This window comes from Rhodanobacter sp. FW510-R10 (assembly GCF_058781105.1).
Window position 1 is genome coordinate 2,750,309 of the sequence record NZ_JBYSWL010000001.1, and the last position, 25,693, is coordinate 2,776,001.

21 protein-coding genes are annotated in these 25,693 nt (G+C 65.3%); 1 reads left to right on the plus strand and 20 read right to left on the minus strand.

The window, feature by feature from the left end:
• Nucleotides 1-3: 3 nt before the first annotated feature.
• On the minus strand, nt 4-1,677 hold the full coding sequence (pyrG, locus tag AC3WJB_RS12070) for a CTP synthase (RefSeq protein WP_492681833.1): 1,674 nt from the start codon (nt 1,675-1,677) through the stop codon (nt 4-6).
• 95 nt (nt 1,678-1,772) lie between these two features.
• Here pyrG and AC3WJB_RS12075 point away from each other — a divergent pair, with 95 nt between their 5' ends.
• Entirely contained in the window at nt 1,773-3,572 is a 1,800-nt protein-coding gene (locus tag AC3WJB_RS12075) for an aminopeptidase P family N-terminal domain-containing protein (protein WP_492681835.1), read from the plus strand.
• A gap of 73 nt (nt 3,573-3,645) precedes the next feature.
• Here AC3WJB_RS12075 and AC3WJB_RS12080 read toward each other — a convergent pair whose 3' ends face one another.
• From AC3WJB_RS12080 to asnB, 19 genes are all read right to left on the minus strand, one after another.
• The gene (locus AC3WJB_RS12080; protein ID WP_492681837.1) at nt 3,646-4,596 is read right to left on the minus strand and encodes a PLP-dependent cysteine synthase family protein; all 951 of its coding nucleotides are present in this window, start codon (nt 4,594-4,596) and stop codon (nt 3,646-3,648) included.
• Between the two features lie 149 nt (nt 4,597-4,745).
• Nucleotides 4,746-5,096, minus strand: a complete 351-nt coding sequence (locus AC3WJB_RS12085) for a carboxymuconolactone decarboxylase family protein (RefSeq protein ID WP_492681839.1) — start codon at nt 5,094-5,096, stop codon at nt 4,746-4,748.
• 210 nt (nt 5,097-5,306) lie between these two features.
• A complete protein-coding gene (gene lipA, locus AC3WJB_RS12090) occupies nt 5,307-6,308 on the minus strand; it encodes a lipoyl synthase (RefSeq protein WP_492681841.1) in 1,002 nt (333 codons plus the stop codon).
• 110 nt (nt 6,309-6,418) lie between these two features.
• Nucleotides 6,419-9,151 (minus strand): putative bifunctional diguanylate cyclase/phosphodiesterase, encoded by a 2,733-nt coding sequence (locus AC3WJB_RS12095; RefSeq protein WP_492681843.1) that lies wholly within the window; start codon nt 9,149-9,151, stop codon nt 6,419-6,421.
• Nucleotides 9,152-9,243: 92 nt separating this feature from the next.
• On the minus strand, nt 9,244-10,176 hold the full coding sequence (locus tag AC3WJB_RS12100) for an iron-containing redox enzyme family protein (protein ID WP_492681845.1): 933 nt from the start codon (nt 10,174-10,176) through the stop codon (nt 9,244-9,246).
• Nucleotides 10,177-10,655: 479 nt separating this feature from the next.
• Nucleotides 10,656-11,126, minus strand: a complete 471-nt coding sequence (locus tag AC3WJB_RS12105) for a cytochrome C (protein ID WP_492681847.1) — start codon at nt 11,124-11,126, stop codon at nt 10,656-10,658.
• Nucleotides 11,127-11,139: 13 nt separating this feature from the next.
• Nucleotides 11,140-11,304 (minus strand): hypothetical protein, encoded by a 165-nt coding sequence (locus tag AC3WJB_RS12110; protein WP_492681849.1) that lies wholly within the window; start codon nt 11,302-11,304, stop codon nt 11,140-11,142.
• 44 nt (nt 11,305-11,348) lie between these two features.
• A complete protein-coding gene (locus AC3WJB_RS12115) occupies nt 11,349-12,338 on the minus strand; it encodes a cbb3-type cytochrome c oxidase subunit II (RefSeq protein ID WP_492681851.1) in 990 nt (329 codons plus the stop codon).
• Nucleotides 12,335-13,750, minus strand: a complete 1,416-nt coding sequence (locus AC3WJB_RS12120) for a cbb3-type cytochrome c oxidase subunit I (RefSeq protein WP_492681853.1) — start codon at nt 13,748-13,750, stop codon at nt 12,335-12,337. Before AC3WJB_RS12120 ends, AC3WJB_RS12115 begins: the two co-directional genes overlap by 4 nt.
• A 195-nt stretch (nt 13,751-13,945) precedes the next feature.
• Nucleotides 13,946-14,815, minus strand: a complete 870-nt coding sequence (gene bla, locus AC3WJB_RS12125; RefSeq protein ID WP_492681855.1) for a class A beta-lactamase — start codon at nt 14,813-14,815, stop codon at nt 13,946-13,948.
• A 149-nt stretch (nt 14,816-14,964) separates the two neighbouring features.
• A complete protein-coding gene (zipA, locus tag AC3WJB_RS12130; protein ID WP_492681857.1) occupies nt 14,965-15,966 on the minus strand; it encodes a cell division protein ZipA in 1,002 nt (333 codons plus the stop codon).
• An 11-nt stretch (nt 15,967-15,977) separates the two neighbouring features.
• Complete coding sequence (gene smc, locus AC3WJB_RS12135) at nt 15,978-19,478, minus strand: chromosome segregation protein SMC (RefSeq protein WP_492681859.1); 3,501 nt, start codon at nt 19,476-19,478, stop codon at nt 15,978-15,980.
• Nucleotides 19,479-19,599: 121 nt separating this feature from the next.
• Nucleotides 19,600-19,875: a BolA family protein gene (locus AC3WJB_RS12140; RefSeq protein ID WP_492681861.1), complete on the minus strand. Its 276-nt coding sequence runs from the start codon at nt 19,873-19,875 to the stop codon at nt 19,600-19,602.
• Entirely contained in the window at nt 19,872-20,174 is a 303-nt protein-coding gene (locus tag AC3WJB_RS12145) for a YciI family protein (RefSeq protein WP_492681863.1), read from the minus strand. The genes AC3WJB_RS12140 and AC3WJB_RS12145 overlap by 4 nt, the downstream gene beginning before the upstream one ends.
• A gap of 56 nt (nt 20,175-20,230) precedes the next feature.
• Nucleotides 20,231-20,728: a PaaI family thioesterase gene (locus tag AC3WJB_RS12150; protein ID WP_492681865.1), complete on the minus strand. Its 498-nt coding sequence runs from the start codon at nt 20,726-20,728 to the stop codon at nt 20,231-20,233.
• Between the two features lie 5 nt (nt 20,729-20,733).
• Nucleotides 20,734-22,260: a lysine--tRNA ligase gene (gene lysS, locus AC3WJB_RS12155; RefSeq protein ID WP_492681867.1), complete on the minus strand. Its 1,527-nt coding sequence runs from the start codon at nt 22,258-22,260 to the stop codon at nt 20,734-20,736.
• Nucleotides 22,261-22,332: 72 nt separating this feature from the next.
• Nucleotides 22,333-22,659, minus strand: coding sequence for a hypothetical protein (locus AC3WJB_RS12160; protein WP_492681869.1), 327 nt, complete (start codon nt 22,657-22,659; stop codon nt 22,333-22,335).
• A 27-nt stretch (nt 22,660-22,686) separates the two neighbouring features.
• Nucleotides 22,687-23,812 (minus strand): peptide chain release factor 2 gene (prfB, locus tag AC3WJB_RS12165; RefSeq protein ID WP_492681871.1). Its coding sequence is split into 2 segments (ribosomal slippage): nt 22,687-23,736 and nt 23,738-23,812, totalling 1,125 coding nucleotides; the frame shifts between segments, so codons are not numbered across the junction.
• 66 nt (nt 23,813-23,878) lie between these two features.
• Complete coding sequence (asnB, locus tag AC3WJB_RS12170) at nt 23,879-25,585, minus strand: asparagine synthase B (RefSeq protein WP_492681873.1); 1,707 nt, start codon at nt 25,583-25,585, stop codon at nt 23,879-23,881.
• Nucleotides 25,586-25,693: the final 108 nt, after the last annotated feature.

Below are 25,693 nucleotides of genomic sequence, written 5' to 3' on the forward strand. Positions count from 1 at the left end.
ACATCACGAAACCACCCTGACGGCTGCCAACGCCGGCGCCTCGCGCACCGCCTGGTACTCACGCGCGGCCTGCACGAAGCCGCTGAACAGCGGATGGCCGTCGCGCGGCGTGGAGGTGAATTCCGGATGCGCCTGGCAGGCCAGGAACCACGGGTGCTTGGCGCGTGGCAACTCGATCATCTCCACCAGCAAGCCATCCATGGAAACCCCGGAAATCACCAGTCCCAGGTCCTCGAATTGCTGCCGATAGCGGTTGTTGAACTCATAGCGGTGGCGGTGGCGCTCGCGGATCACATCCTGGCCGTAAAGCTCGCGCGCCAGCGTTCCTGGCGCCAAGCGGCACTCCTGTGAACCGAGGCGCATGGTTCCGCCCAGGTCGGAGCCGTCATGGCGCTGCTCGACCGCCCCGTCACTCGTGGTCCATTCGGTGATCAAGGCAATGACCGGGTCCTTGGCGTTGCGGTCGTTCTCGGTGGAATTGGCATCGCGCAGCCCGACGACATTGCGCGCGAACTCCACCACCGCGGCATGCATGCCGTAGCAGATGCCGAAATACGGCACGCCGTGCTCGCGCGCGTAGCCGGCTGCCGCCACCTTGCCCTCGAAGCCACGCTTGCCGAAGCCGCCGGGAACCAGGATCGCGTCGATGCCCGCCAGCACCTTGGCTGCGCCTTCGGACTCGATCTGCTCGGCGTCGATCCAGTGCACGTCGACCCGGGTCGAGCGCGCGATGCCACCGTGGCGCAAGGCCTCGCCCAGCGACTTGTAGGCATCCTTGTGTTCGACGTACTTGCCGACAATGGCGACGCTGACCGCGGCCTTCGGGTGTTCCATGGCGTCGACGGCACGCTGCCAGCTGGAGAGATCCGCCGGGCGCGCGGCCAGGCCGAGCTGCCTCACCACGATGTCATCCAGGCCCTGCTGGTGCAGCCACAATGGCTGCTTGTAGATGATGTCGACATCGGCAGCGCTGATCACCGCCTCTTCCGGCACGTTGGTGAACAACGCGATCTTGCGCCGCTCGCCCTCGGGCAACGGCTCTTCGCAGCGGCACAGCAGGATGTCGGGCTGGATACCGATAGAACGCAGCTCCTTCACCGAGTGCTGGGTCGGCTTGGTCTTGATCTCTCCCGCCGCCTTGATGTACGGCACCAGGGTCAGATGCATGAACAGGACCTTTTGCGCGCCATGCTCGATGCGCAACTGGCGGATCGCCTCCAGGAACGGCTGCGATTCAATGTCGCCCACCGTGCCGCCAATCTCCACCAGGGCCACGTCGAAACCGCGCGTGGCCTCATGGATGCAACGCTTGATCTCGTCGGTGATGTGCGGGATCACCTGCACGGTGGCGCCCAGGTAATCGCCGCGCCGCTCCTTGCGGATGACGTTCTCGTAGATCTTGCCGGTGGTGATCGAGTTCTTGCCGCTCAGCCGCGTGCGCACGAAACGCTCGTAGTGGCCGAGGTCGAGATCGGTCTCGGCGCCATCGTCGGTGACATACACCTCGCCGTGCTGGAACGGGCTCATGGTGCCCGGATCAACGTTGATGTACGGGTCGAGCTTCATCATGGTGACGGCGAGGCCGCGGGCCTCGAGGATGGCCGCCAGTGAAGCCGAAGCAATGCCCTTGCCGAGCGAGGAAACCACGCCACCAGTGACGAAGATCAGGGGAGTCATGAACATCTGCCATGCGCGAAACTGGCATTTTAGCGGCAGTTTCCTTTCCCTGCGCGGAACGCGTGACAAACGCCGGCTCTGCTAGCATTTTTTCCATGGAGACTTCTGTTCCCGAGCGGCTTGCCACCTTGCGCGCCACCATGCGACAACATGGCGTCGATGCGCTGCTCATTCCCGCCGCCGATCCGCACCTCTCCGAATACCTGCCGGCGCACTGGCAGGCACGACAGTGGTATTCGGGCTTCGACGGTTCCGCCGGCAGCCTCGTGGTGACGGCTGGCGAGGCGGCGCTCTGGACCGATTCGCGCTACTTCGCGCAGGCCGAGCAGCAGCTGGCGGGCAGCGGTATCGCCCTGGTGAAGCAGGGTCTACCCGACAGCATCGAGCAGGTGGCGTGGCTGCAGGCGCGGCTTCGCGCCGCGCAAGTCCTCGCCGTCGCCGGCGACAGCATCGCGCTTTCCGCGCGGCACGACCTGCAGGACGCCCTGTGCACACATGGACTGGCGCTGCGCAGTGATCTCGACCTCGCCGGCGAGGCCTGGAGCGGGCGCCCGCCCCTGCCCACGTCGCCTGTCGTGGCGCATGACCCGAAGTATGTTGACCAGTCGCGCGCCGACAAGCTGGACCAACTACGCGAGGCGCTGCGCGAGCAAGGCGTGCGCTGGCATCTCGTGTCCAGCCTGGACGACATTGCCTGGCTGCTCAACCTGCGCGGCAGCGACGTGGAATGCAATCCAGTCTTCCTCGCCCACTTGTTGGTGGACGACGCTGCGCAGGCGACCTTGTTCGTGGGTGCGGGCAAGATCAAAGCCGACCTGCAGGCGGCCTTGGCGGCCGACGGTGTGGCGCTGGCCGACTACGCGGCGGTCGGCCCGACGCTGCGGGCACTTGACACGCCCGCCAGCATCCTGTTCGACCCCGCGAGGGTCTGCAGCGCGGTGGCGGCGTGCATTCCGCCACAAATGCGATGCATCGAGGCGGCCAATCCCAGCACTGCACGCAAGGCCATCAAGAGCCCGGCGGAAATCGACCACATCCGCCACGTCATGCGCCGCGACGGCGCCGCCCTGGTGCGCGCGTTCTGCCGCCTGGAGCAACGCCTGGCCACCGGCACGGCGACCAGCGAGCTGGACGTGGACAGCCTGTTGCACGAGGAGCGCGCCCGGCAGCCCGCCTGGGTCGGCGAGAGTTTCCCCACCATTGCCGCCTACCAGGCGAACGCCGCCTTGCCGCATTACCGCGCGACGCCCGAAAAGCATCGCCAGCTGGAGTGCCGCGGTCTGCTGCTCGTCGATTCTGGTGGCCAGTATCTCGGCGGCACCACCGACATCACCCGCGTCCTCGCCCTCGGCGAAACCACCCCGGAGCAGCGGCGCGACGCCACCTTGGTGCTCAAGGGCATGATCGCGCTCTCGCGCACGCAATTCCCGGAAGGCGCCAGCGGCCCGCAGCTGGATGCGCTGGCGCGCATCCCGCTATGGGAGTGGGGCCTGGACTACGGCCACGGCACCGGTCACGGCGTCGGCTACTTTCTCAATGTGCACGAAGGCCCGCATGGCATCCGGCCACCGCGTCCTGGCGTCGCCCTGGTGCCGCTGCAGGCAGGCATGCTCACGTCCATCGAACCCGGCGTGTACAAGCCGGGGCGACACGGCATCCGGCACGAAAACCTGACCGTCGTGGTTCCTGTCCAGCGCACCGAGTTCGGCGTCTTCCTGGCGTTTGAGACCCTGACCTTGTGTCCCTTCGACCGCCGCGCGCTGGAGCCCGCCCTGCTTGGGGTGGAGGAACGCGCCTGGCTGAACGACTATCACATGCGCGTGCGCGCCGCCCTCGCACCGCTGCTGGATGGCGAGCCGCTGGCCTGGCTGGAAGCGCATTGCGCACCGCTCTAGGCGACCGGCCACACGCTGCATCGTCGCTTGTCCGCAGCGGGCAACCAGCCGCCAGGCGGTTGCCCGTCCGGCTTCAGCGGAAGTGCTTGGCACCCACCTCGACAGTTTCGGGGTGCATGAAATACTCGTGCAGGTATTTCTCGCCCTCGTCGCAAAACGCGGTGACCACGGTCTTGAGCTCGGGGAAATTTTCCCGGATGCGCTTGGCCGCAATCAGGTGAGCGCCCGAACTCGGACCGCAGAACAGGCCGTAGGTGCGGGCCAGGCGCTTCATCTCGGTGACCGCGTCGGTGCTGGACACGCTCAGGATCTCGTTGATGAGCGAAGCGTGACGCTGGAAGATGCCTGGCACGAAGCCGTCGGAAATACCTTCGATGTTGTGGGTGGCAATCTCCCCGCACAGGATGGTGCAGGACTCGGACGGCTCCATGGCAAACAGCCGCACGTTCGGGTTCACGGCGCGAAACGCCTGGCCGGTGCCGATCAGGGTACCGCCGGTGCCCACGCCGAGCACCAGGGCGTCGGGCAGCTGGCCGGGCGGCAGCTGGGAGAGGATTTCCGGGCCGAAGACCTCGCGGTTCTCCTCCACGTTCCATTCCGATTCGAACTGGCTGGGTGCGAAATACCCTGGCTGCTGCCCGAGCTCACGGGCGCGGTTGAGCGCCTCGTTGACGTGGAAGTTGCCGCAGAACAGCACCTCGGCACCAAACGCGCGGGAAATTGCGACACGCTCGCTCGACATGCCCTCGGGCATCACCACCAGCATGCGATAGCCCTTGACCGCAGCCACCATGGACAAGGCATTGCCGGTGTTGCCGCTGGTCGCTTCGACGATGGTGTCGCCAGGCTTCAACAGCCCTTCCTGTTCGGCCTTCTCGATCATGTATTTGGCGATGCGCGCCTTGATCGAGCCGGACGGATTCAGGAATTCGAGCTTCGCGTAGACCCCCTCGAGGTGCAGCAGCGGCGTATCGCCCACGGCGTCGAGGATGTTGGCGGAGACTGAGGTGTAGCGTGTGGCCATGCGCTGTTACTCCCCTCGGGGATGGGTGGTGGCGGGATGGCGCCGCGAATGCGCGCCGGTGCCCGGCAGTTTACGCGGAGCAGCCCGGTTGTTCACGCTGTGGACGATCCAGGGGCGACCGATGCAGCACTGGCCGGGATGGTTTCCGGTCAGCCGGTGCTCTTGATCGTGCCGGCTTCGGGGTGCGCATGCTGCATGACGTCGATCGCCAGCGCCGAATGCGCATAGGCGGCGCCAGCGCGCATTTCCGATGCCACCCAGATCGCTTCCATGATCTGCTGCTCGGTTGCGCCGTGCTTCAAGGCCTCGGCAGTATGGCCCTTGATGCAATACGGGCACTGGGTCGTGTGCGCCACGGCCACGGCGATGAGTTGTTTGGTGACATTCGGCAGAGCGCCATCGGCGAACACGGCGGCGCTGAACGCCTTGAACGCCTTCAGCGGCTCCGGCGCGAGCTCACGGCGCTTGCGCGCAATGTCGACGGTGGCTTGGGGGTACATGGGTGCATCCATAACGTTCTCCTTGGTTGCCCAGCCATCGCCGCAGGCGCCGCGCGCGCTGCTGTCCGGCTGAGTGTCTAGTGTCCCACTTCGCAACTGGGTAGGCGTTGACCCAGAGCAGCGGTCGGCGCCGAAGCTTCCTGCAGCCGCCGCGCGCGCAAGCCGCCGCGGGTACCCGGCAGGACAGCGCCGCCGCAGCGCCACGCACGGTTACAATCCGAGATTGTTGCGCTCGAGCACCCGTTCTGCGCGATAGCTGGAACGCACCAGCGGGCCGGCCACCGCCTCCAGGAAACCCATGTCCAAAGCCAGCTGCCGATAGGCGTCGAACTGCTGCGGAGTGACGAAGCGCTGCACCGGCAAGTGGTTGGGACTGGGGCGCATGTACTGGCCCATGGTCACCACGTCCACGTCCGCATCGCGGATGTCGTGCAGCGTGCGCTCAATCTCCGCGTCGGTTTCGCCCAGGCCCAGCATCAGGCTGGTCTTGGTCAGCGTCTTCGGTGCATGGCGCTTGGCGAAGCGCAGGACACCCAGCGTCCGCGCATAGCCGGCCCGTGGATCACGCACTGGATGGGTCAGGCGCTCGACCGTCTCCAGGTTCTGCGCATAAGTCACCAAGCCCGCGTCCAGTACCTTGGCCACTGCCTCCAGGTTGCCGGCGAAATCCGGTGTCAAGGCTTCCACCGCAGCGCTCGGCACCATCTCGTGGATAGCCGTGATGCAGGCGGCATAGTGTGCCGCACCGCCGTCCGCCAGGTCGTCGCGATCAACCGAGGTCAACACCACATACTGCAGGTTCATCAGGCGCACGGCGTCGGCGACCTGCATTGGCTCAAGCGGATCCAGCCAGCCATTGGGGTTGCCGGTGCTGACCGAGCAGAACCTGCAGGCTCGGGTGCACACCGAACCCATCAGCATCAGCGTTGCCGTTCCGCGGCCCCAACATTCGGCGATGTTGGGGCACTTCGACTCGGCGCATACCGTGCTCAGGTGATGACTGCGCACGATGCTGCGGACGTCTTCGTATTGCGCGCCACTGGGCAGCTTGACCCGCAGCCACGGTGGCTTGTGGCCGACATCGGGAACCGCGCTCAGGGCATTGGTCTTGATACCGCCCTTGATCGCCCGGGTACCCTGCGGGCTGACAAACTTGGTCCCGTCCGCGACTCGTTCTGGCCGTCCATTCGCACTGCTACCGTCACTTGCCATCTGCGCACGATCTCCTGGTCGCCGGCAACGTCAGTTGCCCGCAATCTCTCTACACGTGGTAGGCACGCCTGCAGCGCAAACCAGTAAAACAACCGCAAACCCGGCCAAACTCAACCGCGCTTGGGTGGAACCAGCCTGAGCTTGACTGGCGCATGGGCGTAACTGCGGCAAAGCATACGCTCGATCTCCCCGGGCGCCAATGGATAGGCGTAGAGGTAGCCCTGGCCCTCGGCGCAGCCGGCGCGTGCCAGAAACTCATGTTGCGCCTCGTTCTCGATGCCCTCGGCAATAGTGCTGAGGCCCAGGCTTTGCGCCATGGCCAGCATGGCCATGGCAATGGCCACGTCGTTCTGATTTTCCGGCAACCCGGTGACGAACGAGCGGTCAATTTTCAAATGGGCCACGGCCGGGAGCTTGAGATAGGACATGGAGCTGTAGCCGGTCCCGAAGTCGTCGATCGCCACACCGATACCGAGCCCCGCCAACACCTCCATGGTGCGCGTCACATCGTCGCCCAGGCTGAGCATCGCGCCTTCGGTGATTTCCAGCACCAAGCGCGTCGCCTCCACGTGGGTGCTTTGCAGCGAGCGGGTCACGCGTTCGAGGAATGCTGGATGGCCAAACCAGCGGGCCGAGGTATTCACCGCCACGCGGATCGGTGGCACGCCGGCGCGATTCCATTTCTGGATCTGCCGGCAGGCGGTGTGCAGTACCCATTCGTCAATGCGCCGGATCAGGCCCAGGCTTTCGGCCACCGGGATGAACTCGGAGGGCATGATCTCCCCGCGTTCCGGATGCTGCCAGCGCAGCAGCGCCTCCACGGCCACGATGCGGCCGGTGCACAACTCCACGCTCGGCTGGTAGACGAGATGGAATTCGTCGTTGGCCAGCGCCTGGCGCAACTCGGCCGCCAATTGCAGACGCTTGCGCTGGCTGGTGTGCATCATTGGGGTGTAGAAGCGCACCGCGTTGCGCTCCTCGGTCTTGGCCGTGTACATGGCCGCGTCCGCATTGGCGATCAGGGTCGCCGGATCGGCGCCATCCAGCGGATAGCCGGCGACGCCAATGCTGGCGCTGAGCGCGACCTCGCACTCATCCACCTGCAGCGGTTCGGACAGGGCGGCCAGCAACCGGTTCGCCACCGAGCGCACGTCCTCGCGGATATCCACCTCGCGGATAAGCACGGTGAACTCGTCACCGCCAATGCGCCCGACCAGGTCGCGGGTGGAAAGCTCCCGGCCGATGCGTTCGGCCACCTTGATCAGCAAGCGGTCGCCAACGGCGTGGCTATAGCTGTCGTTGACGATCTTGAACGCATCCAAGTCGATGAACAAGACGACCGTGGCGCAACGCTTGGTGGCGGCCACGGCAATGGCCTCCGCGCAATGCCGCTCGAACTCGGCACGGTTGACCAGGCCGGTCAGCGGGTCATGCCGGGCCAGGTGCTCGAGGTATTGCTCGTTCGCCTTGCTGGCGTAGATATTGGTGAACACCGCCACGAAGTGCTGTACCTGGCCGTCGGCGTCGCGGATGGCACTGATGCTCAGGCGTTCGGGATAGTGGCTGCCATCCTGGCGCTGGCTGATCACTTCGCCGGCCCAGTTGTTGCCGGCGGCAATCGCGTCCCAGATCGACAGCGGCAGTGTACTGCCGTCCGTCAAGGTACGGTAGGCGTCGATGCGCGTGCCCAACAGCGCCGCAGTGGAAAAGCCGGTGATATGGAACTGCGCGGCATTGGCTGAAATCACGCGCCGGTCCGCATCGGCAATGAGCACGCCTTCGGCAATGCTGGCCAAGGCCTCGGCGGCAATGCGCCGCTCGCTCTCCCTGGCCACGCGGTCGGAAATGTCGCGGATGATCGCCTGACGCACTGGACGGTTGCCCCACGTGGCGACGCTGCTTTGCGTCTCCACCGGCCTGGTGGATCCATGCGCATCGAGCAACGCGTTGACCGCCGCCACGCCGGCACTGCGCGGCACCGGATGCTGGAACAGGTGCAGGAAGCGGTCGCCCAGCAGCTCGTTGACACCCCGGCCGGTCCAGGCCTGGGCCGATCGATTGGCATCGAGGATGCGGCCCGTGTCCTCGTCGACCATGACGATCGCGTCCGCCGCGCTGTCGAACAGCAGCCGGTAGCGCTCCTCCGTGCCGCGAATGCTGGCCAGCGTGCGCCGTGCCATCGCCAACCATAATGCCGCCGCAATCAAGGCCGCGCCCAACACGCCAATGAACAAGACCCGCCCGAGCCAGGCCGAGCCCGCCGCGATCTGCAGCGAGAAAGACTTGCTCCGGGGTTCGATGAAATCGTTGATGGCGCGGATACGCTGCCGTTGACGCACGATTTCCTGGCTGGAGATGCCGCCGCCTGTATAGGCCAGCTCCAGCTCACGCGAAATCGCGTCCAGCTGGGCTATGGATGTATCGACGGATCGAAAATCGGCCAGCGCATCCCGCATGTATGGCGCCGCCGAGAAATGGCGAGCCAGAAATATCACGCCGGGTATCGCTGAAGGGATGGTGTCCGTGCGCCGCAGCGCGCTGGCGGCCGCGTCGTAATTGAAGCTATCGACGGATGCGGAATCGCGGGCAAAGCGGGCGGCACTCAGCACGGCGTAATTGCGTCGGAACCGCGCGAGATCCTGGCTTTGTCCGTCCGACGCATAAGCGTCAAGGTCAACCACGGCCTGCTTCTGCGCCTTGGACCAGACGCTCTCGCTGTTGAGGAAACCAGCGAGAGCGACCTGCAGCTGCAGCGCCCCCCAGGTCAAGGCCAAGATCAGCCCCATCATGGCCAGCAGTGTATATACCAGCGGCAACAACCGCCGCGACAAAGGCTGGTTCATGTGGGACAGTAACTTACGCATGATCTTGGTCGTCTCGACATCGGTGCATCAAAAGGCGTTGCCTGTGGAAGCACCGGTCGGACCTCAGCGTGTCAGGCTGCCACCTCGCGCCGAAGTTCCACGGTACTGCCGGGTTGGGCGCAGCGATCAAGCAACAAGTGCATGGTCGTGTAACTGCGCTTGATGCAGCCGGCAATGTGCTCAACTTCGTCCTTTGCTGGCGCCGTGCCCAGCAGGCCGCACACGATCTCGAGCGCTTCCCATGGATGGATATCGTCATATTCAGCGTGCAACTGTAGCCAACGCAACGTGCGGGCTCGCGTCTTGGCTGTAAATTTGTTGGTATATTTATTGCTTGCATATATATATTGCGCGATCTCGCCAGTCGCGCCTTCCACCGCATAATTCGATGCGGCAATGCCGGCCGCCAGGGAGCCATTGGTGCACACGTCCTCGCACCAGTTGGCCAGCGCCTCGGTACCACGGATCGGCAGGCCAAACAGCACCTCGTCACGCGCAACGCCCTCGCCTTCGGCCCAGTCCAGCCAATACTCGGCGTGATTTTGTTCGACCCGGATATTCCGCACCAGCCAGCGCCGGGCCATGTTGTCCCCGACACTGCGGCCATATCGCGTCTTGAGCAGGCTCAGCGCCATGTAGCCAGGAAAACGCTCGATGACCGGCCAGATGCCCTTCATGAATGTCACGGTGCCGGCCTGGGAGACCGTCCCCTCAGCCATCATCTCCCGGAATTCATGATGGGCCAGCTTCTCCCTACTGGACTCGCAATCGGCAACCATGTCCTGCGCCCATTGCGGATAACTGCTCAACTCGGTCAATGGGCCGGTACGTTCGAAGCTTGTACTCATGGTGATTCTCCTTGGAGATGCAGATACGCTGTAAGGACTACAGACGCGATAAATCGGCAGTGAGGCTAGGGATCCCTGCTGCCGACCATGTTCGGCGTCGCAGGCGAAGCCGAAAAAGAATGGATTGCCGAGTGCTGCGGTCAATGCCGCACGCACGCAGCAGCGACATCGACGCGCTCGCCGAATGCCTGGTCGAAACGACGCAGCGGCGCCCGCCTACGCTCCTGATGCGCAGACTGGAAACACGAAATCCACGATCGGGCGTGGCTGTATTCAGCCGCTGACCGGTTCGCGGGTTGGCTTGCCGCCCTCTTGAAAGCCGCATATTCCGTCGCGCTCCAATCCCGTTTTGCCACCCGAAGGTATTGGCATATGAGCGTGGTGCCCCCGCACATCGTACTCATAAAATCAGGCGGCGGCGTAAATTCCGTCAATAAATTGACGTCAATCCGAGGATAAGGCTGGAACACGGCTTTGTTCCGGACCGGAAAATGCGGCTTTCACGCCGGAATAAGCACAGGCGTCGGTATTCTGGCGCGCCAAGCGCCGGCCAGCTCCCGCCGGTGAGCGAATGCACGCACGCGCGCATCACCCGCAAGCTTGCGGGTGATGACAGCTTCACTCCAGGCGCGCGGCTATTTTGGCGCGGGTGCGGGCACCGGCACCTGCTGGGCCGCTTCGTGCATGTAGGTTGGCGTATTGGCAAAGGGCGCCGGCACCTTCCACATGCTGGCGGCATACCATACCGCCCAGGCAACAATGAACAGGCACATCACCCACACCCACTGCGGGACGGACGAACGGGCCTCCGCGCGGCGCGGATCGAACGGGTCGTCTGCACTGAACGCATCCACGCTGAAGTGCACTTCGCCGCGGCGGGTGGAATTCGGCCGCAGGCCAGCAACCAGGATGCCGGGACCGTTGTGCACCTGGAACGGAATCTCCTCCACGCCTTCCCGGCCGTTCTGGCCTTCGGCGCGTATGGTCAGTCGATGCGGGCCGTCGGCCAGCTCGCGGGTATCGAGGGTAATCCGTGTCGGCAGCTCGCGGTCGATGATCGGCTGCGGATTACCGTCCAGATAGACACGCACGTGTGGTTTGTCCATGGTTACGGCTCCGTTACCGATCGTTGCGCAAAACCGCGTATTTGGGGTGCTTGTGGTCCTTCTCACCGGGCCGGATAAGCATCCAGAACATGGCCACGAAGCACGCCACGGTGATTGCACCGGCCACGCCGACGATGATGATGTTGCCCAACAACGGGCCGGCCAAATGATGATGCATGCTGCTTACCTCGTTCCCGGTATGTCCATGTCGCCGGGCTGTGCCTAGTTGCCCTTGGCCCGCTCGGCTGCAACCTGTGCGGCGGTCACGGGCTTGCCGTGGTTACCCCACGAGCTGCGCTCGTGATCGATGATGTTGGCGATGTCATCGTCACTCAGCTGGCTCCACGGCGGCATCGGACTGCTATAGCTGACGCCATCGATGACCACATCGTGCGCACCGAAGAGGACCGTATGCATGTGCAGTGTGGCATCGTCGTCGTTAACTGCCTTGTTGCCCTTGAGCGGCGGAAAGGCGCCCGGCAGACCCTCGCCGTTGGCCTGGTGGCAGGCCGCGCAATTGGCGGTATACAGGGCCGCACCTTTGGCCGGATCGAACCCGGCGGCAGCCGGTGCGACCGTGGCTGACGACACCTCAGCGGCGGTACCGGCCGGCACGGCCGGCGCGCCAGTGGTGGCCATGGCGCCACCCTCGCCTGGCGGCAACGGCGCCTGCTTCAGCGACATCAGATAGGCCACCAGTGCCTTGGCCTTCTGGGTAGGCACCACCTTGCCCGCGGGTGGCGCGTACGTGGGCGGTAGCGGGACGGCAACCTCACCCTGCGGCAGCGTATCGACCACCTCGAACATCCACGAGAAGGCGGGCATGATCGACTGCGGCACCACCGCACGCGGATTGTACAGGTGGATGTACTGCCAGACGTCGCTGGGCTGGCGCACGCCGATGTTGGTAAGGTCTGGCCCAGTGCGCTCGGAACCTAGCAACTCCGGGGTCTGGTAGGCAAAGTCGCCAGCCGCCGATGGCCGCCCAAAAATCTTGTCCTGCTCCAGTGGGCGCACCTGCTGCGTGTGACAGTAGCTGCAGCCTTCGGCCACATACACGTCGCGCCCTTCGGCCTGAAGCGCGGTCAGCGGCGCGACACCGGGACCGGGCGGCGTCTTGGACAGCTCGTAACCCGGGATCACGCCCATCAGCATGGCCAGGCAGAAATACACAAGGGTGGAACCGCCGACGATAAGGAGCAGCTTGTTCATGCCAGTTCCTCCGTCGCCGGGGCGAGCACCGGAGAAGCCGCATTGCCCTGCCGGCCATACGTCATGCGCCACACGTTCCAGCCGAACACGATGTGGCTGAGGAACATCAGCGTGCCGCCGACGCCACGCCACACCCAATAGGTCTGCATGTCCACCACCGACTGGATGAACGGCAAGCCATGGACCCAGTCCAGCCCCTGCACCGTGCCGCCGATGGACAATGACAGGACGTAGATCGTGCCGCCGACCACAGCCATCCAGAAATGCAGCGCCAACCCCAGCCGCCCCGCCGACTTGCCGGTGGCCAGCGGCAGCATCGCGTATACCCCACCCCAGACGGCAAACGTAATGAAGCCGTACATGGTCCAGTGCGAGTGGCCCACGGTGAAGTTGGTCAGGTGCCAGACCTCCTGCAGGGAGCGGAAAGCCTCGAGCGTGCCCTGGCTGGAACTCAGCAGATAGTTGACGACGGCGACGAAGATGAAGAGCAGGGCGTACGAATGGATCATGTCGCGGACACGGCCACGCATGGTCAGCAGGTAATTGGCGCTCCCACCCCACACCGGCACCAGCATCGCCACGCTGAACACGATCGCCGTGGTCTGCAGCCACCATGGCAGCGGACTGAACAGGAAGTGGTGCGAACCGATGATCGGGTAGAACACCAGGTTGGTCCAGAACGCGAACACGCCCAGCGCATAGGAATAGATCGGCCGGTTCAGCAGCTTGGGCAAGGCGTAGTAGAAGATGCCCAAGGCCAGCGGCGTGAACCACAGGCCCACCGCGTTGTGCATGTAGTAGCCGGATACCGCGACCTGGCCCAGCCCGTACTGGTACCAGGGCAGCACCGCCACGATGGCGATGATGCAGGTCCACAGCACGCCACCCAGGATGTACCAGTTGGAGAGGTAGATTTCCTCGGTGCTGCGCTGGGCCACGGTGGCAACCAGGTTCCAACCGGTGATCACCAAGGCGGCGAGGAAGATAACGCGGATCGGCCACGGCCATTCGCGGTATTCGAGGTCGCCTGCGTTGTAGCCCAGGTCCAGGGCGATCGTCCCGGCCACGGCCGCGATATTGAACAATGCAAGCCCCCACCAGGCCAAGGTCTTGCTGTACAGATGCGTGCCGCTGCTGCGCGTGACCACGTAGTAGGACACGCCGACCAGGCCCAGGCTTCCCCAGCCGTAAAACGTCGCGTTGGTGTGAATGGGCCGCAGGCGACCGAAGGTTAGCCAGGCGCTGTCGGCGAAATCCGGCGCGCCGAACTTGAACGCCAACAACACGCCAATGGCGGTCGCAAACAACAACCAGAAGGTGGCGCTGACCGTATATGCGGCGAATATCGACGCGAGTGCGCGATCATCGCTGTCATCACTGGCAGCGTGATGCAATGAAATGCCGTCCTGCATGGATCTGGCCCTGGCTGCGGATTCGGTGCGGCGTCCGCCCGGGCGTCGATCGGGCGCCATGTTAATCACGGCACGAAACGTGCTCCATGACCGAAGTCAGGCTCCTGTGCCGTATTGCCGCATGCGTCAAATCGGCGCACCCCGTTGCGCGGCCCTTCGCGATGTGCGGGGCGGCACCGCGGTATGGACGGCTGATTACATCGCCGCGGCAAGCCGTCCGACGTCGGCCAGCAGTGCGTGGCGCCTCGCCAGCGGCAGTGCGGACTGCGCGTAATACGCCGTCACCAGGATCGGCTGGCGTTGCGGTGGAAAGAATATGGCCACGTCATTGGTCTCGCCCTGGCTGCCGCTTCCGGTCTTGTCGGCGGCCGTCCAGCCGGCGCCCAGACCGGCACGCAGTTGATCCAAGCCGGTGCTGCACGCGCGCAGCCAGGCCAGCAGGTGCTCACGTGACGATGCCACCAGGGCCGGGCCGAGCAATAACGCCTGCATCGTCGTCAGCATGGCATCCGGAGTCGTCGTGTCGCGCTCATCCCCGGGGTTGCCGATATTGAGCGCCGGCTCGATACGATCGAGCCTGGTGACGGAGTCGCCTACACCGCGCACGAAACGGGTGACCGCAGCAGGGCCGCCCATACTCGCCAGCAGCAGATTGGCTGCCGTGTTGTCGCTGACCGTGATCGCCGCCGCGCACAACTCCGCCACGCTCATCCCTGGCGCGCCCACCCGGCGGCTGGTGACCGGCGCATAGGCAAGCAGGTCCTTGGGGGCGATCACGATGCGGCGATCCAGGCGTTCCTGGCCGGCATCGACCCGCGCCAGCACGGCCGCCACGGCCACCAGCTTGAACGTGCTGCACATCAGGAAACGCTGGTCACCGTGCAGGCGCAGGCGCGCCCCGCTCCCGGTGTCCAGGATGGAGACGCCGAGCCGGCCGCCGTAGCGTCGCTCAAGCGCAGCCAGCGACGCACTCTCCCGCATCGCTTCGGCACGCGCCATTGATCCGGGGAGCGCAAGCGCGCATCCGCCCAGCACAAGGCCCTTGAGCACGCCGCGACGGTTCATGGCCACACCCCACTGCTTGCGGACGACGGCGTGGCGCAGATCACCACGGCGCACCGGCAACCCGGGCCGGCACTACGGGCGACCCCACCGCGGCCAAGCACCCAGCCATCCATACGGCCCGCGGCACAGCCCAAAGCCGGGGCGTACCGTCACACCTGGCCTTCATGCTCGCGATCCCAGGCGCGCAATTGATCGCGAATATGCGCGACGCACTGCCGACCGACGGCATTGCGCTCCTCATCCAGCACCAGGCCGTCCAACAATTCGGCCAGGCGCTGCGCCGTCGGCAGCATGGCATCCCAGGCATCCAAGGCCTGCAACGGCCCAGGCAGGGTCATGAAAAAGCTGACTCCCGGCGTGCGCAGGGACCCGAGGTTGCTCAAGTTGAAACTGCCGGGCTTGAGCATGTTGGCGACACTGAAGATGGGTCCGTGGTCGCGCTTACCGTCGACCAGGCGGTGATAGATGCCCATGTCGCCGTATTCCAGGCCAGCCTTGTCGGCCGCCACGACCAGGTCGGCGCCGTTGAACAACATGCCTTCCCGCGCCACGACGAACAAGGTGACGATGCGCTCCACCGGCAGCTGCGAGGACCGCCGCCCAAGCTCGGATTTGGGCGGGGCCGCGACGGGCGACACAGCTGGCTCGGCCGCTGCGGCCGGGACTGCCGCGGCGCTCGCCGGCACTGGTGCCGCGCCGGCTTCCGGGGGGGCCCGCAGGGCGTTGATGATCGAGCTCACGTGCTCGGCAAGCTTGGCCCCCCCCTTGGGTGGCGGCGGTGCCGCGGGAGCTCGTGCCGGCGCCGCGGGAGCTGCGCCGTGGTCGCCCGACAACGTGGCACCAAGGCGCTCGAGCTCGGCGCGCAAGCCAATGTCCAACTGGCCTTGCTGCGGGGTCGACTCGACATCGCTCAACGGCGAAGGATCGATGCGCGGATCGACATGATGGTGCTGCTCGGCCACCTGCCCGTCACCCAGTACCGGCTCCCGCCGGCTGCCCTTGGGCACGCCTGGCTCGCTGCGTCGCCTGCCCTGCTCCTGTTTCGGCTGACCGAACAGCCAGATCAGGGCGAGCACGATCACCCCGACGATGAGCATCGGCACCCCCACCACGGGGTTCCAGACGAGAGCGAGCGTGAACGTTGCCGGCATGATGGGTTCCTTCAGGCAGCCTCGGTCAGTTTAGCGGCTTCGGCCAGGTCCACCTGCACCAGGCGCGACACTCCGGGTTCGCGCATGGTGACGCCACACAGCTGGTCGGCGGCCTCCATCGTGGCCTTGTTGTGGCTGATGAAAATGAACTGGACTTTTTCGCTCAGTTCCTGGACCAGCTTGGAGAAACGCACGACGTTGGCCTCATCCAGTGGGGCATCCACCTCGTCGAGCAGGCAGAACGGCGACGGGTTCAGGTTGAAGATGGAAAACACCAGGGTCACCGCGGTCAAGGCCTTCTCGCCACCCGACAGCAAGCTGATGTTGGAAACCCGCTTGCCGGGCGGGCGCGCCATGATCGATACCCCGGTGTTCAGCAGGTCGTCGCCGGTCAGCTCGAGATAGGCGTGGCCACCGCCAAACAGTTTCGGGAACAAAGTCTGCACTCCGGCGTTGACCTGGTCGAAGGTTTCCTTGAAGCGCTGCCGGGTCTCGCGATCGATCTTCTTGATCGCGTCCTCGAGCGTCGCCAAGGCATGCACCAGGTCATCGAGCTGCTTGTCGAGGTAGACCTTGCGCTCGCCCTGTTCGGCGTGTTCCTGGATCGCCGCGAGATTCACCGGCTCGAGGCGCGTGATCTTCTGCTCGAGTTCGGCCAGCTCGGCGCGCCGCAATTCGGTGTCGTCAGCTTCGGACAGCTCCGCCAGTAACGGCTCCAGTTCGAGCCCGGTGGCGGCAATCGCCCCGGCCAGTTGCTCGGCGCGCAGCTGCAAGGCCTGGGCCTGCAGGCGTTGTTCGGCCAGCGCTTCGCGGGTAGCTGCCAGCGTCTGCTCCGCACCTTGCCGCGCTTGCTCCCGTTCGCGCACCGCCTGCGCACATTCCTCCAGCGCCCGCCTGGCTTCCACCAGTTGCTTGTCGACCAGCAGGCGCTGCTCAAGATAGGTCTGGCGCTCGGCCTCAAGCTCCGCCGAGGGATCGGTGCCGGCCGCCAGTTGCTGCCGCAATTCCTCGCGGCGGGCGGCAATCTGCTCCAGTTGCGTGGTCGTGCGCAGCAGGGCCTGGTCGAGCGAGGCCAGCGAAGCACGCCGGGATTCGAGCGACAAAGCCAGCGCATGGGCCTGCTCGGCCGCCTCGCGCGCATTCATGCGCGCTTCCTCGCGCGCCTCGAGCAGGCTGCGTCGTCCGGTTTCCAAGGCGCGACGGCGATCCTCCATGTCGCCCATTTCGCCGACCGCGGCGTCCAGGCGTGTCCGCGCCTGGCGCTCCTGCTCGCGCAGGTCGTCCAATTGCGCAACAAGGCCGGCGAGCTCGCTGCCGACCTTGTGCATGCGCGCCTGCGCAGTCTCGAGCTTGGCACGCTGGCCTTCCAGTTGCCCGGCCAGCTCCGATTGCAGGCGATGGGCGGCATAGAGCTGGTTCTGCACATCATTGCAGCCGGCTTCACAAGTCGCGGCACGCGCGCGCAGCTCGGTCAGTTCGGCGCTGAGGGCGTCAATCTGCCCGCGCAATTCGGAAATTTGCGTGGCCAACGCGCGCAGCTCGCGCTCACGCGCCAGCACGCCGACATGGTTGTCTTGGGCGCGGCGAACCCGGGCCCAACCTGGCGCCAGCCATTCGCCATCGCGCGTAATGATGGACAGGCCAGCACCCAGCGCTCCGACCCGCGCGCGCGCCTCAGCCAAGGAACCGGCCGTCTGCACGCTGGACAGCCATTGCCGCGCCGCCACCGGCCCGCGCACGTGTGCGGCCACGGTTCCCGCAGCAGCGAGCTCGCCCTCCGCCGCAGCCAGCAGCGCAAGGTCGGCTGAACCCAACTGGTCCAGCGTCGCGGTGCAGCGTTCAACCTCGTCGACCAAGACCGCGTCGAGCAGCCCGGCCAGGACAGTCTCGACCGCCCGCTCCCAACCTTCGTCGACCTGCAGCACCGAGCCCAGGCGGTGCGCCTGTCCCAGGCCGAGCGCGGCCATCCAGTCGCTGGCCGTGTTTTCGTCCAGGCCGAGCGCGGCGTGCTGCAAGGCCTCAAGCGACGCTTGCCGGCCCTGTGCCGTCTGCAGTTGCTGGTTCGCATCGTTGAGCGCCGATTCCTGCTCGCGCCCCTGGGCCTGGATGGCTTCGAGCTGCGACTTCTGCTCTTCCAGCCGGGCGGCGAGTGTCGTCACCAGCACACGCTGCGCCTCGCGTGCGCTGGCCAGCTTTTCCTCGTCCGCACGCAGGCCAGCGAGATCCGCGGCTTGCTGTTCGGCACTGAGCGCCTCATGCCGACGCGTCAGGTCGACTTGCTGGCGGTCGAGATAATCCAGCCGGGTGCGTTCCACATCGGCGGCACGGCTGGATTCCGCCGATTCGCGTGTATGGCTGTTCCAGCGTTCCTGCCAGTCGGCCAGCGCGGCCTCGGCGGCCTGCTGCGATTCGGCAGTCACACCCTGGGCTGACTGCAAGGTCGCAAGTTGCGGCAGGTCGACCGCCAGGGACTGCTCCAGCGTGGCATGCTGCGCGCGGTCGGCCTGGATCTGTTCGCCCAGTCGCGCATGCTCGGCATCGGCGCCGCTCAGTGCATGGCGCAGGCGCTCGCCCATTTCCCGATCGTGCTGCACCTGCTGCTCGATGCGGGCAATGTCCGCCCCGACGCGATAAACCTGGGCCTGGCTTTCGTTGAAATGGCCGTTCGCCCGCTCGTGCCGTTCGCGCAAGGCCTCCAGTTGGGCGTCGGCATCGTGTTGGGCGGCCAACTGCCGTTCGACGTCGACTTCAATCGACGCCAGGCTGGCCCGCGCCTCGGCGCGTTCGGCCTGCAAGGCGCGATATTCCAGCGCCTGCAAAGCCGCCGCGCAATGTGATTGCTCGGCCTTCAGGGCCTTCCAGCGCTCCGCTGCCCGGGCCTGGCGATGCAGGTGCTCAAGCTGCTTGTCCACCTCGTCACGGACGTCGCGCACGCGGTCGAGGTTCTCTCGCGTGGCCTTGATCCGGCTCTCGGTTTCCTTGCGGCGTTCCTTGTATTTGGAGATACCGGCAGCCTCTTCCAGGTAGCCGCGCAGCTCATCGGGATGGGCGTCGATGATCTGGCTGATCATGCCCTGCTCGATGATCGAATAGCTGCGCGGACCAAGGCCGGTGCCCAGGAACAGGTCGGTGACATCGCGGCGGCGGCAACGCGCCCCGTTCAGGAAGTAACTCGATTGCCCATCGCGGCTGACCAGGCGCTTGACCGAGATTTCGCCGTACTGGCCGTATTCGCCCTGGATGGCCCCGTCGCTATTGTCGAAGATCAGCTCCACCGTGGCCTGGCCGACCGGCCGGCGCGCGCTGGAACCGGAAAAAATCACATCGGTGAGGAGGTCGCCGCGCAAGCGGCTGGCGGCACTCTCGCCCATGACCCAGCGGATCGCATCGATGATGTTGGACTTGCCGCAACCATTCGGCCCCACCACCCCGACCATGTTGCTGGTCAGTTGCAGCGTGGTCGGGTCGACGAAGGATTTGAAGCCGGCAAGTTTGATCGTGGTCAGGCGCATGGAGGTGTCATCGGCTCAACGACATGGGCCCGCATCGAGGGCAAGCGCACATTGTGCCATCCAGCCACCACCACGGACAGGCGCCGGGTGCCGATAAGCAACATTAAATAAGTGATTCAATCTATTGTTTCCCTTGATCATGATCTGCAGCAACATCCATGGACAAGGCGTGGATGCCGTGCCCCATCAAATCCGCCAGCTCGGCGTAGACCATGCGCTGGCGCTTGATTGGCAGGCAGCCGGCAAATGCCGCGCTGACCAGGTGCACGTGAAAGTGCCCCTGGCCTTCGCCCGGATGGCCGATGTGCTTGTGGCCCTCGTCGACGACCTCCAATTCGGTGGGGGCAAAGGCCGTCTGCAGGCGCTGCTGGATCAGTTCGCGGGTGCCCCCGGTCATGCCGGCAAGGCCTTGCGGAACGGCTTGATCGCCACCTGGGCATAGACGCCAGCCGCCACGTAGGGATCGGTATCGGCCCACGCCTGCGCCTCGGCCTGGGAGTGGAATTCAGCCAGGATCAGGCTGCCGGTGAAGCCGGCCGGGCCGGGATCCGGCGATTCGATCGCGGGAAACGCCCCGGCCACGAACAGGCGCCCGGCATCGAGCAGCGCCTGCAGGCGTGCCATATGCGCGGGGCGGGCCTGGCGGCGCCGCTCAAGCGAATCGGGAACATCCGTGGCAAGGATGGCAAACCACATCAGGCTGACTCCGGCAATGAATCCAAGTGCAGTTTAGTCGCTGGCGCACGGCCGCTTCAGCTGGCGTGCGCCGCTGCCGCCAGGCGTCCGGTATCGACGCGCACGAAAATCGAATCTCCCACCGCCGTCAGCACCTCACCGGCGCGGACTTCGCACAGCACGCGGGTCTTGCGTCCCACCTCGCCCTCGACGCGGGCCCGCAGCTCCAGCGGTACATCCATCGGCGTCGGCTTGAGGTACTTCACGCCGAGGCTGCCGGTGACGCAGTCGATGCGCGGCTTGCTGCCCGGCTCACGGCCTTCGGCCCGGTAGTGGTAGGCCATGGCCGTCCAGTTGGAGTGGCAATCGACCAACATGGCAATCAGGCCACCATAAACCAGGCCCGGCCAGCCATGGAAATCCGGACCTGGCAGATGCGTGCTGACGACGTGGATGCCATCGGCGTCCCAATGGCTCTTGATGTGCAGACCGCGCGGATGGGCACTGCCGCAGCCGTAACACACCCCATCCGGCGCGGCGAGATCCTGCAGCGCCAACGCGGGTTCAAGGTCCATCGCCCTCACGCCTCCGGCCGCATATAAGGGAAGAGCAGCACGTCGCGGATCGAACTCGAACCAGTCAGCAGCATCACCAGGCGGTCGATGCCGACGCCAAGTCCGCCGGTCGGCGGCAGGCCCACTTCCAGGGCGCGAATGTAGTCGGCATCGAAATGCATGGCTTCGTCGTCACCCGAGTTCATCGCCTCGACCTGGGCGCGGAAGCGTGCTGCCTGGTCTTCGGGGTCGTTCAACTCGGAGAAGCCGTTCGCGATTTCCTGGCCACCAATGAACAGCTCGAAACGATCGGTGTAGCCCTTGTTGCTGTCGCTCTCGCGCGCCAGCGGCGAAATCTCAACAGGGTGGTCGATGATGAAAGTGGGTTGCACCAGGGTGGGCTCCACGGTCTTCTCGAAGATTTCCAGCAGCAGCTTGCCCCAGCCGTAGCCCGCCTTGACCTGGGCCACGCCGAGCCGTCGCGCGTGTGCCGCCATCGCCTCGCGGTCACGCAGCTCGGCCCGGGATATTTCCGGGTTGAGCTCGAGCACCGCGTCCTCCATGCGCCAGCGCCGGAACGGCGGCCCGAGATCGATTGGCGCTTCGGACGTGCCAAAGCCCGTGGTCTGCAGCACCGTGCTCGCGGTCTCGCGGATCATGCCCTCGGTGAGGTCCATGATCTCGTGGTAGGTAGCGTAGGCCTGGTACAGCTCCAGCATGGTGAACTCGGGATTGTGCCGGGTGGACACGCCCTCGTTGCGGAAGTTGCGGTTGATCTCGTACACGCGGTCGAAGCCGCCGACCACCAGCCGCTTCAGGTACAGCTCCGGCGCCACGCGCAGGTACAGATCGAGGTCCAGCGCATTGTGATGGGTGACGAAGGGCCGCGCCGTCGCGCCGCCGGGAATCACGTGCATCATCGGCGTCTCGACTTCCATGAAACGCCGCGCCGGCGCTTCCAGCCATTGGCGGATGAAGCCGATGATGCGCGAACGCAAGGCAAACGTGCGTCGCGAAGTCTCGGTCACGATGAGGTCGATGTAGCGCTGGCGATAGCGCTGCTCCACGTCGGCCAGGCCGTGGAACTTGTCAGGCAACGGACGCAGGCTCTTGGTCAGCAGGCGCAGCGCGTCGACGCGCACCGTGAGCTCGCCAGTGCGCGTGCGCATCAGCGTGCCCTCGGCGCCGACAATGTCGCCCACGTCCCAGCCCTTGAACGCCGCATAGACGTCCTCGGCCACCGTGCCCTGGCGCACGAAAAGCTGGATGCGGCCAGTGAAATCCTGCAGCTGCGCGAAACTGACCTTGCCCTGCACGCGCTTGAGCACCATGCGCCCGGCCACCTTCACTCGCTGTGCACTGGATTCCAGCACCTCGGAGGAATAGGCCGTGGCGTCGGCAAATGCGGCCTGCAGATCGCCGGCAAAATCGGTCACCTGGAAATCATTCGGGAAGGCGACGCCCTGGGCCCGAAGCGCCTGGAGCTTTTCGCGCCGCTCGGCAATCAGCTTGTTTTCATCGACGGCAGGCGGGGTATCGGTGGCTTCGCTCATGGGACTTCCGTGGTGGCCGACGCATGGGCGCCGGCTGGCATACATATCGTGGTGGAGTGGGTGTCGAGGCGGTCAATTGCCCTTGTCGAACACTTTCTTGGCGGCATCCCTGGTGGCTTCCCAGCCTTCCCTGGCGCCATGGCCGATGGCGATACCCGCCTTCTTGGCGCCGTGGCCGATGCCGGTACCGGCTTCCTTGGCGCCGTGGCCGATCTTCTTGGCGACGTGCCTGGTGGCATGACCCACGTCGCGGGCACCGTTGGCGACGCCATGACCTACGTCCTTCGCGTCCTGCTTGATACTCTGGTCGGCGCCACCTGGCGTCGGCTGCGCGGCCACGCCAAATGCCGCCAGTACAGCGCCAGTGAAGAGGAGCGTACATATCTTCTTGCCGTTCATGCGGGTCACCTCGTCAGTGATCGGAACTCAAGCATCGGCGCGCTTGGAGCCGGCCTCCAGGCCTGACTTCAGGCTGGCCTCGATGAACTCGTCGAGGTCGCCGTCGAGCACCTTCTGCGTATCCGTGCGTTCGAGCCCGGTGCGCAAATCCTTGATCCGGCTCTGGTCCAGCACATAGTTGCGAATCTGGCTGCCCCAGCCAATGTCGGACTTGGTGGCTTCCACCGCATCGCGCTCGGCGTTGCGCTTGCGCTCTTCGAGCTCGTACAGCTTGGCGGCCAGCATCTTCATGGCGCGATCACGGTTGGCGTGCTGGCTGCGCTCCACCTGGCATGCCACCACGGTACCGGTCGGCACGTGGGTAAGGCGCACCGCGGACTCGGTCTTGTTGACGTGCTGGCCACCGGCGCCGGAAGAACGATAGACGTCCATCTTGATGTCAGCCGGATTGATCTCGATGTGGATGTCGTTGTCCACTTCCGGAGACACGAACACCGAGGTGAAGCTGGTGTGGCGGCGGTTGTCCGAATCGAACGGCGACTTGCGCACCAGGCGGTGCACGCCAATCTCGGTCTTCAGCCAACCATAGGCGTAGTCGCCCTCGACGCGGAACGTGGCCGACTTGATGCCGGCCACCTCGCCGCCCGAGACTTCCATCAATTCGGTCTTCCAGCCGCGGTCCTCGCACCAGCGCAGGTACATGCGCAACAGCATTTCCGCCCAGTCCTGCGCCTCGGTGCCACCCGCGCCGGCCTGGATGTCGACGAAGGCGTTGCTCGCATCGTTCGGGCCGGAAAACATGCGCTGGAATTCGAGCTTGGCAACGCGCGCCTCCAGCCTGTCCAGGTCCTTGGCCACGGCGTCGGCGGTGTCGTCATCGGCATCGGCCACCGCAAGCTGCAGCAGCTCTTCGGCGTCGGTCAGGCCACGGGTCAGCGTGTCGATACCGGAGACGATGGTGTGCAAGCGCGCACGCTCGCGGCCAAGCTCCTGGGCGTGGGCCGCATCGTTCCACACATCGGGGGCTTCCAGCTCGCGGCTGACTTCCTCCAGACGCTCCTTCTTCAGAGGGTAGTCAAAGATACCCCCGGAGCGACTCGACGCGCTCACGGATGTCGGCGATCTGGGCAAAAATCGGGTTGGTCTCGATCATGTGGCGCTATCGGTTGAAACGAGCCCGGCATATTAGCAGAGCTGATAACGTCGCCCCGTACCGGCATCAGGCCTCCGCCGCACCAAGGGCGCGCTGGTGCACGCCTTTTACGGCCCGGCCGGAAGGGTCGGCGGACTTTGCGAAATCCGGATCCCAGGCCAGCGCGGCCGGACTCGAACAGGCAATGGACTTCCCTCCCGGCACGGTCGCGGCGCATGCCACGCCGGGAAAGTGCCGCTCGAAGATCCGGCGATACAGGAATGCCTCCTTGGTTTCCGGGGTATTCAGCGGATAGCGCGCGACGGCCGCGGCAAACTCGCGGTCGCTCACCGCGCTCTCGGCATGTGCCTTCAGTCCGTCGATCCAGCCATAGCCGACGCCGTCACTGAACTGCTCCTTCTGCCGCCATAGGACGGCATCCGGCAACACGCCGACGAAAGCTTCGCGCAGCACGGCTTTCTCGATGCGGCGTTCGTCGACCATCTTGTAGCGCGCATCGAGCCCCATGACCACGTCGATAAATTCCGTATCGAGGAACGGCACGCGCGCTTCCACGCCCCAGGCCAGCATCGACTTGTTCGCGCGCAGGCAATCGTAGCTGTGCAGCGCATCGAGCTTGCGCACTGTCTCCGCGTGGAATGCCTCCGGCGAGGGTGCCTTATGGAAATACAGGTAACCGCCGAAAATCTCGTCGGAGCCCTCGCCCGAGAGCACCATCTTGACCCCCATCGCCTTGATGCGCCGCGCCAGCAGGAACATCGGCGTGGCGGCGCGGATGGTGGTGACGTCGTAGGTCTCGATGTGCCGGATCACCTCGGGCAAGGCATCCAGGCCTTCGGCAAAGCTGTACACGCAGGCGTGGTGCACGGTGCCCAGGGCGTCGGCAGCGACTTGCGCGGCGGCCAGGTCGGGCGAGCCCTCCAGGCCTATGGCAAACGAATGCAGACGTGGCCACCAGGCCTCGGCGCGGTCGCCGTCCTCGATGCGCTGCCGCGCAAACCGTGCGGCGCAGGCCGCGACCAGGGATGAATCCAGGCCGCCGGAGAGCAGCACCCCGTACGGCACATCGGTCATCAACTGACGGTGCACGGCCGCTTCGAACGCTCCACGCAGCTCCTGCAGCGCGATGCGCTGCGCCTGCACCGGACGCATATCGTGCCAGGGCCTGCGGTAGTAGCGGGCGAGCTCGCCGGTGGCGCTGTCGTAATAATGTCCCGGCGGAAACTCGGCGATATCGGTACACACGCCAACCAGTGCCTTCATCTCCGAAGCCACGCACAAGCGGCCTTGGCTGTCATGGCCCCAATACAGCGAGCACACGCCAATCGGATCGCGGGCAACCAGGTAACGCCGCGCGGCGGCGTCCCACAGGGCAAAAGCGAAGATCCCGTTCAAGCGGTTGAGCATGTCATCGAAGCGCCCGCTGCCGGCATGTTCGCGGTACAAGGCGTTGATGACTTCGCAGTCCGACGCCGTAGTGTAGTCGTAGCCGGCGGCATTGCCGGCTTGTGCACGCAAGGCCACGTGGTTGTAGATCTCGCCATTGACCGCCAGCGTCAGGGCGCCGTCGCGCGAGCGCAGGGGTTGCGCGCCACTCGCGGGATCCACGATGGCCAGGCGCTCATGCACCAGGATTGCCTGGGCATCGGCGTAAACGCCGCTCCAGTCCGGCCCACGGTGGCGTTGCCGCTGCGACAACTCCAGCGCCAGCCGGCGCAAGGCAGGCAAGTGGTCGCCCGGCTGCAGGTCGAACATGCCAAAAATCGCGCACATCGAGGTTATCTCCAGTATTTATGCGTTCATCCCTTAAGGGAAATATGATCTATCGGCGTCATCCCCGCGAAAGCGGGAATGACGATCAAGAGCCTGTTGTTCAGACGC